This is a genomic window from Candidatus Symbiopectobacterium sp. NZEC135, assembly GCF_025962695.1.
Genome location: NZ_JAGFPF010000003.1, coordinates 199,845 through 211,693, shown reverse-complemented (window position 1 = coordinate 211,693; position 11,849 = coordinate 199,845). Strand labels below are relative to the sequence as shown.

The window sequence follows — 11,849 nt, the reverse complement described above, 5'->3', positions numbered from 1 at the left end:
GGCTATACTGCTCGTGACGAAGAAAAGCAGCACTAAAACACGGTACAATTTCATCAGCTTGACTCCGGCATCATTTAACGCGCCATTGTTGAGTATTTGGCTAAATGTGTCAAAGTTTTCATTTTTTAACAATTTGTTATTGGTGTTATGATTTATCACCTGTTGTGCGTTTACTGTTTTGTTTATCTGAAAATTCTAGGTTTAGGTACACCAGATTGAATACCGGTTTGTCGGCAACGCAAGACAAAAATAAGGCGGCACAGTGGTGTACACTGTAAATGAACCCATGCAATGTGAGGTAACAACCATGAAGGATGCAGAGATTAAATCGGTGTTGGAGAGAGTAAAAACGATTGCTTTGGTCGGTGCCAGTGAGAAAGTCTCTCGTCCCAGCTATGGTGTGATGGCTTATTTATTGGAGCAAGGGTATAACGTGATTCCTGTTAGCCCTAAACTGGCAGGGCAAGAACTCCATGGTCAACGGGTTTATGCCTCACTGGCAGATATTCCTGGCAAGGTGGACATGGTGGATGTCTTTCGTCAGTCAGAGGCCGCTTACGAGGTGGCTAAAGAGGCCATCGCTATTGGGGCAAAAGTATTATGGTTACAAATTGGCGTGATAAACGAGCAGGCAGCCGTGTTGGCAAAAAATGCCGGGCTTGAGGTCGTGATGGATCGCTGCCCTAAAATTGAGATTCCGCGCTTGGGTATTGCCAAGTAATCGGCTTGCACGCAATGCCGGCCACAGTGGCCGGTATTAATGCTGTAAACGAGGCGCTCGCTGTTTGATCTCTTTAGCAAGCTCATCCAGAGAGGGGTGCCGGTCATCATCCGGTGCTTCTTGCATCAACTGTGCTTCTGCCAGATAAGTATGAATGGCTTGCCCTTGTTCATCTTCCATCACAACGTGATACCACGGGGCAGAACGCAGCGTATCGTGGGCATCCAGTTCTTCCCACGCCGGGCTTACCAGCGAGTATTCGGGGTCGATATCAATAACCACACCTGGATATCCCAGCAGTTTATGACGAATCTGTTCTCCAATACCAAATTTACAGATAATCATAATGCCTCCTGAGATAGTCTGATTCTGTAACCTTACTTCTATATGGGCGCGAACGCCCAGATTTCAAGTCGTATGCTGAACGTCGACATCGCGTATTTGCTACCGGGATGAAGTTATTTTACTGTTAATAGTATGATGTATATTGCGTCACTGTGCAGGGAATAAAGGGGCTTGCCCATCGATGATTGAGGAGGCGTTTAGATGTCTGAACACGGTGTAATAGCCTATGTATACGGTATGGTGCAAGGTGTTGGTTTTCGTTATCACACACAACATCAGGCCCGACGACTGGGTGTAAATGGGTATGCCAGAAATTGTGAGGATGGCAGTGTGGAAGTGGTAGCCTGTGGTGAGCCGCAGCAGGTTGAACAACTTATCGCATGGCTGAAAGCGGGGGGGCCGCGCAGTGCTCGCGTTGAGCGCGTGCTTATCGAGCCCTGCGCGATGATGGATTACACGAATTTTTCAATCCGCTATTAGCCGAATATCAGATACATTTTACCGGTTTAGGCAGCCCTGCAATTTTAGTTGCCTGTTTGGCTGGGCCTTTAGGGAAAAGTCGATAAAGATAGCGGCTATTACCTTTTTCTTCACCGTGCTTTTGTGCCATTGCTTTTACCAGCATGCGAATCGCAGGGGAGGTATTGAACTCCAGATAGAAGTGGCGAACAAAGCGCACCACTTCCCAATGCGCATCGGTTAACACGATATCTTCCTGCTCAGCCAGTAACGGTGCGAGAGACTCACTCCAATCAGCGCTGTTAAGCAAATATCCCTGTGCATCTGTTTCTATAAAACGCCCTTCAAACTCCACCATCATGCCTCGTAACCCCAGTTTTACGCGAAGTGTAGCAAAGAAATTCAGTCGGAAAAATGGGGGATAAGGGAGGAATAAAAAGGCCTGAGCTGCCAAGACGCCAAACTCAGGCCTGTTACATTCGTGGAATGACAAGGGCAGAAGCCTTAACCCGGTTAGTTGTTACGCATGATGCCTAAAATGCTCAACAAACTCACGAACAGGTTATAGATGGAAACGTACAGGCTAACCGTGGCGCGAATATAATTCGTTTCACCACCGTGAATGATATTGCTGGTTTCCCAGAGAATGGCACCGGCAGAAAACAGAATGAACAAGCCGCTCAACGCAAGGTGCAATGCAGGAAGTTGCAGGAACAGATTGGCAATCACCCCGACGATCAGAACAACAAATCCCGCCATCATCATCCCGGACAGGAATGACATGTCTTTGCGCGTTGTCAGCACATAGGCAGAACAGCAGAAAAAGACCAAAGCTGTGCCGCCCAGTGCAAGCATGATGATGTCAGAGGCACCGGAGGCAATCAGTGAGCTCAGGATCGGGCCCAGCGTGTACCCCATAAACCCGGTGAGCGCAAATGCTGCCAGAATACCTGCTGGACTGTTGGCGAGTTTGTGGGTCAAAAACATCAGTCCGTAAAACCCTATCAGCATCAACAATAAGCCAGGCGCGGGAAGGTTTAGCACGGTACTGGCGGTAGCGGTAAGTGCGGAAAAACCCAGCGTAAGCGATAAAAGGAAATACGTGTTACGCAGCACCTTGTGCGTGCTGAGCAGTGAGCTTTCCTGTCTGGAAGAGACAACAATACGATCCATGGCAGCGACTCTCTCTGTTAAATGATTATTATGACTCAGGATATCAGCATAGATAGTTGCGCAGGGTTATTAAAGACGTTTTACCCTTCTTTACGCTGTGAGATGCTAATTTTATAAGCATTATGATGATATTACGTCCAGTTAACGCTAAATAGGTTATTTTTAGCGCAGTTGAGCATTATCAGGCTTTACAACCTGTCGGGCTGTGTTTATAGTTCGCTTCGTTGTGGAGGGGTGGCCGAGTGGTTTAAGGCAGCGGTCTTGAAAACCGCCGAGTGTAACAGCTCCGTGAGTTCGAATCTCACCTCCTCCGCCACTCATTCAATAGAATCGATGCGTTATGAAGATGTCTTCGGTTTTATCCTGCATAACATGCAGCAAAAAAGTCCCTTAATAGGGACTTTTTTGTTTCTGGCCTACTTACTTTTTTCATCTTATTTACCCTGATTATCCGCTTATATTCTCTTTTTCCTATCGTCAAAAATTTATCTTTACCTGCTGTCAAGCGTTGAAATCGATAGAAAATGTCTTGAGAGATTTCTGCTAACAATTAAGCTGAAGATGAAAAGGATTCTCGAACAGATGGCACGTGATAGGATATCGCCAGAAGATATTTATCACTGACACCTGACACTGGTGTATTGATGATGACATCCATATTTCGCCCTTCATCGAAGTGTTCAGCACTGAAAACGGTACAGTCATGCCCGTGTCTAATACATAGAGGGTAGGAATGTGATTGCAGTGCTTTTTGAAGCTGATGTTGTTGCCACACAGCAAGAGCGTTATCTCCAGCTTGCTGCTGAATTGAAACCGCTGTTAGCAGAGATTGATGGTTTTATGTCTATCGAGCGTTTTCAGAGCCTAACAACATCGGGCAAAATATTGTCATTGTCTTGGTGGCGGGATGAAGAGGCCGTATTGCTATGGAAACAAAACGTTTTGCATAAGGCGGCTCAGGCAGAAGGACGCCAATCTATCTTCTCTTTTTATCGCATCCGTATTGCTCATGTGCTCAGAGATTATTCATCAGAAACCCGAGGCCAAGCAGATGTATGACATCCATGTTGTTTTAAATAATGCGCCGGGAGAACTGGCGGCACTGGGTACGGCATTAGGTCAAAACGGTATTGGTCTTGAGGGTGGGGGCGTATTTACCGTCGCAGACAAAGCACATGCGCATTTTCTTGTTGAGAAGGGAGATGAGGCCAAAACAGTGCTTGAAAACGCAGGATTTCAGGTTGAAAGCGTATGCAGGCCATTGATCCGCAAACTGAAACAAGAGCGACCCGGTGAGCTGGGAGAGATAGCGGCAACGCTGGCTGAGAAGGGGGTTAATATCCTGTGCCAATATAGCGACCATGCAAATCAACTGATCCTCGTGACCGATAATGGTAGGGTTGCCAGTAAAGCCACGGAGAAATGGGCTGTTGTGCCTGAGTAACATGTTAAAACACGCTACTTCAACAGACAGCAGTGATGCTCTGGAACATTCAATGGCAGCCTTAGCTGCTGCCATGTCTGATCCGTCCCGTATAAAAATGCTCTGCGCATTGATGGACGGACGTGCATGGACAGCGACAGAGTTAAGTGCAGTCGCTGATATCGCGGCATCAACTGCCAGTGCGCATCTGTCCCGGCTGGTTAGTGAGGGACTGATTACCTGTCTTTCTCAGGGGCGCCATCGTTATTACCGTCTGGCGGGAACAGACATTGCCGCGCTGATTGAAAATCTGATGGGCGTATCATGGCGTTCGGCATCATCAGCTAAAATCAACACACCTTCCTCATTACGGGTTTTCCGCACATGTTATGACCATTTAGCGGGTGAAATCGCTGTTCATATCTATGATTTTATGGTTTCTGAAGGTTGGATAACTTCAGACGGTGCATCAATGACGCCATTCGGACAAGAACAGTTCCGGGAATTGGGTATTATGTCCACGTCAAAGATACGACGTAAAGCGTGCTGTGGCTGTCTTGACTGGAGTGAACGGCGATTTCATCTTGGTGGCGAGGCTGGCGCTGCTTTTTTTGCGCATTGTGAGCAAAAAGGATGGCTAACCAGAACGCCGGGGTTTAGGGAAATAACCATTACTTCCAGCGGGAAACTGGCGTTTAAAAAACTGTTCGGGCTGTATACATAATTTATATAACACGATACCTGTAAAGTCGCAGGGAAAGGAGAATGTATAAATATGCGGCAAGTGACAATTGTTCCTTATGATGAACAGTGCCTGTTTATTTGAAGCTGAAAGCGTGCTGTTACAGATAACGCTTGGTCAGGTTATCTCACAGATTCATCATGTTGGAAGTACAGCGGTACCATAATTAGCAGAAACACCCGTAATTGACATATTTAATAATCATCTGCGATTAGCACTCATGGATGTGGCGTAGTAGAGATAATTTTCTTCTCGAAGGCTACTTTATCGGCTTTCTATCACTGTTCTCTCTGAGTATTTATTTCTGGGCCAGTGTGCGGCGTCTGCTGATTTGCGGTGACTACGGCTGTCCCGTCTACCATACACAGGCAGTTATCACTGATAAAATCAGTGAACACTGTCATCCGCGCTGGATACTGTCCGTCAGTGAAAAACTTGCGAAAAACATCCCGAACGGCGGGGAAATCGTGCCGGTGTTTTAGATAAAGCGTCAACTGAACCATATCATCCAGGCTCGCATCGACCGACTGAAGTGTTTTTTGTAACGCTTTTAGGGATGCCTTGGCCTGAAACACCGCATCTGCTTTTTCATGACCGCCACTGTGGTGTGCCAGAAAAATAAAACCGCCTGCCACTACGCATGCTGGGCAAGTATCATCCTTAGTGTGGGGGGCTGCTCTTAAAATCATCACTCTGTCCTTATGATGTATAATGCTGAAACTGTATTTATATACAGTTGAAAAGGCAAAGTGATTATGTGAAAAGCCCTATTAATAATATAGATTCTGTGAGCGCGCTCTGATTCTATCGATCTCCCGATACAGACAGCGGAGATGGCCAAGCCACGGTTAATACCTAAATAATGACAAAACAGTTTTTGTTTTTTGACAGAAAATCATCCTGTTCCTAAAGTACAAAATATTGCCTATGACATTATTGCACTCGGCGAGCAGAGTAGCTGAATATCATGCTAAAGAGGTTGGTATCGTGCCACCTGTGCTGTTGTCAGGTGGCCCTACGCCACCATAGTCAGGCGATATCGGTTTGCAGACCTTCCTTTGCCCTCTCTTTGAGGCTTTCTTGCACTTTGTGAGTGATGCGGCTCTGGTCTTCCGGTGACATAGCCTCAAACTCTTCTTTGGAGATCCCCATCGAGGCAAGCACCGTAAAAAAGAGTCGCTCTTCAGGAGACATATCAAGCCATTCCTGCAATTCCTGTGCAGCAGCAGACTGGTGTGATGCTTGTTTTGGCTGAGCACTAACCGCATTTTCTTGTTGAGCGGGATGTTCTTTAGCTACCGCTTTTTTTAACTCAATATCAAAAGCATTTCCTTGCGATGCAACCAGATGCGATGCTGATGATGTCGAAGAGGTACGCGTCGCCAATGTTTCGATGATGGACATTCGTATTTTCCTAAACATAGTGAGGAAATACGATAATGCTACTTTTTCAGGGATTCCATTCGGAGGGAAACTGCAATAATTGTGGCTAAATTACCGGATAGGTTCACCGTGCTGATGAAATGAGATTAACGTTGAGGCGGTTAAGCGAAGAGTAATGAACAAGCGGTATAGGTAGACGGCAAATTAAAATTTGCCTCCTCTCAGCCATGATGGCACGAGAGGAGTCATCGATTGGGGGGATCAGTGTTCATCAGTCATCCCATTTAGGGCTAAAGAAAGCGATAATAAAACCTACCGCCACGATAACAGCGAGTACGCTGATAAATACATTTTCGTTTGCCAACATGATAAAACTCCTTGAATTAAGTAATTCGATAGATAATCCTCTGCGATAGAAACAACCTGACTAGATGTCAACGAGAATTCTAAGATATACACCCTAAACGGGCTTTAAATAATCGCTACTTTTGATCACCGTGCTGGATAAAGCGCGAAATCTAAAATAGTGGGATCGTTCTTTGATCGCGATCTCAATTCCCTTTCACTACCTCAGGTAATCTTCTCGGCCCTTTTTGTCAAGGAAGCATGAGTGATGAGTAAGATAAGAGCGAAAGCGGTCTGCCTTTTCCGCCACCAAGGGCGAGTGCTGTTAGCGGAAGGGCACGATCCGGTCAAGGATTCACATTATTTGTTACCCATCGGCGGTGGTGTTGATTTCGGTGAAACTTCTGAGGCTGCGGCCATACGTGAAGTTAAAGAAGAGATTGGCGCGGATGCCATTGATCTGACGTTGTTAGGCGTCTCCGAGAATATTTTTGAATACAACGGAAAACCGGGGCACGAGATCGTTTTTGTTTATGAAGGCCAGTTTGCCGATAAGGCTCTTTATCAGCAAGAGGTAGTCCATGGGATGGAGTCCAACGGCATGCCGATTGTGATGCGCTGGATTGATCAGACTGCCGTGCTGAGTGATGCGCTGACCGTGTTTCCTGATGGCATAAAAGGCATGCTGTAGCCCGCATTGCTGATGCGTAAATCGTTGCCAGGGGGGAGTCCCTTTTGGCGGCACATCGCGGTTATCCCTGTGCCGTTGGCTCTCGCTTGGCGATTTCCCGTTTCAGCCATGCCATCACGACGCTCACGATGTAGTCTTGCTCTTGTTGGCTAAGCGCTTGGTGTGCGGTGATGCCATGCCATTTTGCCAAACAGCCTCGGCAGCAGGTTGCCGTAGCATGCTGTGCAATAAAGACAGGATGTCCGCGCATTGGGGTTTGTTTGCCATCATTGCGGGGGGCGGTGGGCGCTAAACGTTGGGCAACGAAATCAGCGGCATGTTGCTTGATGACATCGAAGCCCTTTTGATTCAGATAACTCAGCTCTTTCGGCCCGAGTGCAAAACGTTGTCGAAATCCAGAGCGAGACAAACGTAAGAAAAGATCGTCCATAGAAAACCTACCTCACAGATTTATAACGCGTTATTTTACATCATACCGAGGTGGGATATGCTTTTCTTAAGCGGGAATCTGCAATAAGGAGCTGCTATGTATACGATGATACTGGTCCCTATCGATCTGGAAGAAGAGGAATTAACGCAAAACGCCTTGCAGCATGCTGTGCAGTTGGCAAAGGCGTCGGATGCCGCACTTCACTTGTTTCATGCCTTGCCCGATGCCTCCGCCTTCATGTCTGCCTACTCGTTTGGTATCAAAGAGTTTGAGAATCAAGCTGTGGTCAAAGCAAACGAGATGCTTAAAGCGCTGGTGGCAACGACGGGCCTTCCGCCCGAGCGTGTGCACTATAGCGTAAGCTTCGGTTCTCCACGTGACGAGACCTTGCAATTAGCGCAAGAGATTGGTGCGGATTTGATCGTGGTCGGCTCACGCAGGCCCAATGTGAAAACCTATCTGCTCGGTTCTAACGCAGCGGCCATTGTTCGTCATGCCACGACGGCGGTGCTGGTCGTGAGATAGCCTATCGCTGTTGTGCGGCGTTGTCGGACAGGACGCGCCGCTACAGCAGCGAAAACAGTAACACCAGTGGAAAGCTGAGTGGCCAGGTTAGCCCGATCAATATTGAGGCCAGAAAACGCATCAACAGGGATTTATCTCGGCTCAGTAAAAACGTTATCACCATCGCAATGATGGCTCCTAACAAGTAGGCATGCTTGATAAATTCCCAGACGGCGTGGTGTGACACAGCAGGTTCCTTTTCGTGGCGGCGCGCTATTCTAATGTGTTAATATATTATGATCAACGCGTTAAGTCTGATGTTGTGGCACCGATCGCAAGTCATTTACCTTCTTTCCATTGTAAGTAAAATAATTGGCTTACCAATAATTCTTATTGTCATCTATTTTCGTCATAATTCAGGTCGCACACCTGCGATGCTGCCGTGATTGATCTGTGCTTTATGAAAGTCGTACGGCGGTGTCAAAATAGGTAACGACTGAGGTTGCATAACGTGGTGTCTTTTTCATGACGGAAATATTAAATTTTTGTGTCATGCTAGACTTTATCATACGACTAACATACCGTGTCCTTTTATCTCTTAAAGAAAGGTAAGAAAATGAGTGAGATATCCAGTTTATCTTTAAAGATCCCCCAAGAGTTGAAAGAGCAAATCAAAGCAGCCGCCTTAGAAAATCAAGTTTCCATTAGCGCAGAAGTGGCGGCACGTTTGGCCAAAAGTTTTGCTATTGTCGCTAAGGATAGCGTCGATGCTGAACAAGAGGATGTGGATAGTCAGCACACCGAAGAGGTTGTTGAGCAACCATTGAGCCAAAAAGAATTGAAAAAAATCAGACAGTTGATAAAAGATAAAAGCAAAGGCGCCTCCAAGAAAAAGTGATGTTGCCAGATGGAACCTCACCGTATTGCTAATGACGGTGAGGTTTTTTTTTGTCAGTAGCGATCGGGGTCGTGTTTTTGATGCCTCGTTGTAAGGTTTTTCCAGCCCTGGCCGATGAAAAAAATTTAGGCACTGGGAGGGGAGAAGATGTTACTGGGGATATTAAAAGAAACACTCATTTTTCAGCATCAGGATAACAACCGGTTTTATCGTTACGAAATTTATAAAAATGAGCACCGCGGTGGCTATTTTACTATTATTTATTTCTCTGGTGGTCGTATTAATCAGAGTGATAAAATATCAGGTTGGGAAATGATTTCTCCCTTTATGCTATTAAAGTCAAATTATCTTCCTAATGCCAAAATAGAGTGCGAATTACATTTTAATGAAACGCATAAAACGACTGTTCTACAATGATGTTAATATTATCTGACGTATTCTGTGATTTATAGATCAATAATATTGCTCCCCTTGCTCAAGGGCAAGGGAGTAATGTGTACATTAACGACGGTGTGTTTCTGATTATTCTCTCTTCTGTAGATATTCCTTTCCTATTATTTATTCAAAAATGTTTTAAATTTGTTAAAGCAAAACAGGCTCTGTCAGTAACTGTAATTTACCTTGAATACAGATAAATATTCGCATAATGATCGATTATGGTGGTATATGGGTTTTGTAAATAAAAATAGACATATAAATTTCATTCAATCAGTAAAGAAATCGTATAATATGCCGTTGAACATAAGTCTCTGGATTTGCGTGAATACAACCATACCCTGAATGAGAGTATGGTTTTTTTCGTAACTATCAGAAAGGAGGCTTTGGTTTATCTTTATGATTTTTATTGATTTATTTTATTGAAGGGATGCGGTATGTCAATCAGTGACAAGGATTGTTCTAATGAATGGCTTTCGAGCAAGATTTAATGCCGCACTCACGCAGCTAACATATTCGATTATCTCGCATGTGTGTCGCCTGCTTTGGTTGATGCTATGTGTTGATGTCAAATCTACAGGGATAAATAGCGCATGCCGCTATTCAGTGAATAGACATTCTGTTGAATGAAACGGCCAGTAATGGTGCCGTAACGTTTATAGTAAAGATGAATAAAGGAATTTATATGAATCTGTCAAATTGGCGTATTGGATATCGTCTAGGGATAGGGTTTTCACTCTTGGTATTAATGCTGTTGGTCGTCGGCGTGATGTCATTGGGACGACTGGCTGATTTTAACGCTCAGATAGACAGGATTGTGGTGAGTGACTATCCGCTCACAGTAAAGGGGAACCAACTGATTAGTGAACTTAATGGCTATGCACTTAGCCAACAACGCGTATTGTTGACGACATCAGAACAGGATATCAAAAAAGAGATGGAGTCGATGAAACAGCGAACGGTCACTGTTTCAGCCCTGATGGAAGAGTTACGTAAATCTGCCAATGACGCACGCTCGCAGGCGATATTGCAGGATATTAATCGGGCGCGTGCTGATTTTCATACCTCCAGTACCACTTTCGCGGGATATATCAATAGCGGTGATACTGCTGCTGCGCGCAATGAGTTTATGACAGCAACCGAGAAGAGCATTCAGGCTTACAAAGCGGCGATTAGTGCGTTTATTGACCATCGTGATGACCAGATGTCTGTCTCACAGCAGCAGGTGGCGCAAAGCTATACCAACACGCGGTTGCTGTTGGTAGGTATAATCCTGGCCGCCATTTTGCTCAGCGTGATCGTGGCTGCCGCCATCACCCGCAGTGTCACTCATCCGCTTAACGAAGCACTATCCATAGCTGAGCGCGTGTCGACCGGTGATCTAACTTCAGATATTCTTGCCACGCGCAAAGATGAAACCGGTTTATTGCTACAGGCGTTGAGGAATATGAATGACAGTTTGCGCCATATTGTCAGCCAGGTGCGGGATGGGGCGGAAAGTATATCCAGTGCCGCAGGGCAGATCGCCGCAGGCAATCAGGACCTATCAGCGCGGACCGAAGAGCAGGCCAGCTCACTGGAGCAAACGGCCTCCTCGATGGAACAATTGACGGCAACCATTAAAAACACCGCAGACAATACCACGGAAGCAACACAGCTTGCCGCACAGGGTTCACAGACGGTACGCGAGAGCGGTGAGCTGATGAATGAGGTTACCAACGAAATGCGCGGCATTCGTGAATCTTCACAGCGGATGGCGGAAATCATCGGCGTGATTGACAGCATTGCCTTTCAAACCAATATTCTGGCGCTCAATGCGGCCGTTGAAGCGGCGCGTGCCGGTGAGCAGGGGCGTGGTTTTGCTGTGGTAGCGAGCGAAGTCCGCGCCTTGGCACAACGCAGCGCGACGGCGGCGAAAGAAATTAAAGAGCTGATTGATGGCTCCGTGGAAAAGGTGCGTCAGGGGATGGTTCTGGTGGAAAAAACCGCCGTTTCCATGCAAACGTTGGTGACTAACGTTGAGGGGGTTAACGGTATCGTCACGGAGATTGCCCAAGCAAGCCGTGAGCAGAGCGATGGTGTGAATCAAATCAACCTGGCCGTGGGGCAGATTGATACTACGACCCAGCAAAATGCGGCGCTGGTTGAAGAATCAGCGGCGGCCGCATTGTCTTTGCAAGAGCAGGCTCAGGCGCTAACCAGCACGGTCAGCATTTTTAAACTGGGAAGCTATCATGAAGGCCCCGTAGCGCAGCAAGATACGTTGCGCATGTTGCCAAGCGCATAAGGCCTTCCCGGCT

At 46.4% G+C, this 11,849-nt stretch carries 18 protein-coding genes and 1 tRNA gene; 11 read left to right on the top strand and 8 right to left on the bottom strand.

Translation table 11 applies throughout. The features are described 5' to 3' along the window. Positions 1–307 precede the first annotated feature (307 nt). Entirely contained in the window at positions 308–721 is a 414-nt protein-coding gene (locus J5224_RS03675; protein WP_264624062.1) for a CoA-binding protein, read from the top strand. A gap of 36 nt (positions 722–757) precedes the next feature. Here the strand turns inward: J5224_RS03675 and hspQ are convergent, their stop codons facing one another. Beyond that, on the bottom strand, positions 758–1,066 hold the full coding sequence (gene hspQ, locus J5224_RS03670) for a heat shock protein HspQ (protein ID WP_264624061.1): 309 nt from the start codon (positions 1,064–1,066) through the stop codon (positions 758–760). A 201-nt stretch (positions 1,067–1,267) separates the two neighbouring features. Here hspQ and yccX point away from each other — a divergent pair, with 201 nt between their 5' ends. Further along, positions 1,268–1,546 (top strand): acylphosphatase, encoded by a 279-nt coding sequence (yccX, locus tag J5224_RS03665; protein ID WP_264624060.1) that lies wholly within the window; start codon positions 1,268–1,270, stop codon positions 1,544–1,546. A 7-nt stretch (positions 1,547–1,553) separates the two neighbouring features. On the opposite strand, the gene tusE is transcribed toward yccX, so the two are convergent. After that, on the bottom strand, positions 1,554–1,883 hold the full coding sequence (tusE, locus tag J5224_RS03660) for a sulfurtransferase TusE (protein WP_264624073.1): 330 nt from the start codon (positions 1,881–1,883) through the stop codon (positions 1,554–1,556). 155 nt (positions 1,884–2,038) lie between these two features. After that, complete coding sequence (yccA, locus tag J5224_RS03655) at positions 2,039–2,698, bottom strand: FtsH protease modulator YccA (RefSeq protein ID WP_222157401.1); 660 nt, start codon at positions 2,696–2,698, stop codon at positions 2,039–2,041. Positions 2,699–2,926: 228 nt separating this feature from the next. On the opposite strand from yccA, the gene J5224_RS03650 reads away from it, so the two are divergent. The 4 genes from J5224_RS03650 to J5224_RS03635 all read left to right on the top strand — a co-directional run bounded on the left by J5224_RS03650 (position 2,927) and on the right by J5224_RS03635 (position 4,845). Then, positions 2,927–3,014, top strand: a tRNA-Ser gene (locus tag J5224_RS03650). A gap of 419 nt (positions 3,015–3,433) precedes the next feature. After that, complete coding sequence (locus J5224_RS03645; RefSeq protein WP_264624059.1) at positions 3,434–3,757, top strand: antibiotic biosynthesis monooxygenase family protein; 324 nt, start codon at positions 3,434–3,436, stop codon at positions 3,755–3,757. Further along, positions 3,750–4,142 (top strand): amino acid-binding protein, encoded by a 393-nt coding sequence (locus J5224_RS03640; protein WP_264624058.1) that lies wholly within the window; start codon positions 3,750–3,752, stop codon positions 4,140–4,142. Before J5224_RS03645 ends, J5224_RS03640 begins: the two co-directional genes overlap by 8 nt. 1 nt (position 4,143) lies before the next feature. After that, entirely contained in the window at positions 4,144–4,845 is a 702-nt protein-coding gene (locus J5224_RS03635) for an ArsR/SmtB family transcription factor (RefSeq protein ID WP_264624057.1), read from the top strand. 296 nt (positions 4,846–5,141) lie between these two features. On the opposite strand, the gene J5224_RS03625 is transcribed toward J5224_RS03635, so the two are convergent. The 3 genes from J5224_RS03625 to mgtS all read right to left on the bottom strand — a co-directional run bounded on the left by J5224_RS03625 (position 5,142) and on the right by mgtS (position 6,613). Continuing rightward, a complete protein-coding gene (locus tag J5224_RS03625) occupies positions 5,142–5,552 on the bottom strand; it encodes a RidA family protein (RefSeq protein WP_264624056.1) in 411 nt (136 codons plus the stop codon). A gap of 340 nt (positions 5,553–5,892) precedes the next feature. Then, positions 5,893–6,267 carry a hypothetical protein gene (locus J5224_RS03620; RefSeq protein WP_264624055.1) on the bottom strand — a complete coding sequence of 125 codons (375 nt, stop codon included), beginning with the start codon at positions 6,265–6,267 and terminating at the stop codon, positions 5,893–5,895. A 250-nt stretch (positions 6,268–6,517) separates the two neighbouring features. Then, positions 6,518–6,613: a protein MgtS gene (gene mgtS / locus J5224_RS03615; RefSeq protein ID WP_195312406.1), complete on the bottom strand. Its 96-nt coding sequence runs from the start codon at positions 6,611–6,613 to the stop codon at positions 6,518–6,520. 246 nt (positions 6,614–6,859) lie between these two features. Between mgtS and J5224_RS03610 the strand changes: the two genes are divergently transcribed. Further along, the gene (locus tag J5224_RS03610) at positions 6,860–7,282 is read left to right on the top strand and encodes an NUDIX hydrolase (protein WP_319802415.1); all 423 of its coding nucleotides are present in this window, start codon (positions 6,860–6,862) and stop codon (positions 7,280–7,282) included. 61 nt (positions 7,283–7,343) lie between these two features. On the opposite strand, the gene J5224_RS03605 is transcribed toward J5224_RS03610, so the two are convergent. After that, positions 7,344–7,712 carry a DUF4186 domain-containing protein gene (locus J5224_RS03605; RefSeq protein WP_264624054.1) on the bottom strand — a complete coding sequence of 123 codons (369 nt, stop codon included), beginning with the start codon at positions 7,710–7,712 and terminating at the stop codon, positions 7,344–7,346. Positions 7,713–7,808: 96 nt separating this feature from the next. On the opposite strand from J5224_RS03605, the gene J5224_RS03600 reads away from it, so the two are divergent. Beyond that, positions 7,809–8,237, top strand: a complete 429-nt coding sequence (locus J5224_RS03600) for a universal stress protein (protein WP_264624053.1) — start codon at positions 7,809–7,811, stop codon at positions 8,235–8,237. A 40-nt stretch (positions 8,238–8,277) separates the two neighbouring features. Here the strand turns inward: J5224_RS03600 and J5224_RS03595 are convergent, their stop codons facing one another. After that, on the bottom strand, positions 8,278–8,463 hold the full coding sequence (locus J5224_RS03595) for a GhoT/OrtT family toxin (protein WP_196906518.1): 186 nt from the start codon (positions 8,461–8,463) through the stop codon (positions 8,278–8,280). 369 nt (positions 8,464–8,832) lie between these two features. Between J5224_RS03595 and J5224_RS03590 the strand changes: the two genes are divergently transcribed. From J5224_RS03590 to J5224_RS03580, 3 genes are all read left to right on the top strand, one after another. Further along, a complete protein-coding gene (locus J5224_RS03590) occupies positions 8,833–9,114 on the top strand; it encodes an Arc family DNA-binding protein (protein ID WP_264624052.1) in 282 nt (93 codons plus the stop codon). Between the two features lie 147 nt (positions 9,115–9,261). Beyond that, positions 9,262–9,531, top strand: coding sequence for a hypothetical protein (locus J5224_RS03585; RefSeq protein WP_264624051.1), 270 nt, complete (start codon positions 9,262–9,264; stop codon positions 9,529–9,531). A 703-nt stretch (positions 9,532–10,234) separates the two neighbouring features. Further along, the gene (locus J5224_RS03580) at positions 10,235–11,836 is read left to right on the top strand and encodes a methyl-accepting chemotaxis protein (protein ID WP_264624050.1); all 1,602 of its coding nucleotides are present in this window, start codon (positions 10,235–10,237) and stop codon (positions 11,834–11,836) included. The last annotated feature ends 13 nt before the right edge of the window (positions 11,837–11,849 follow it).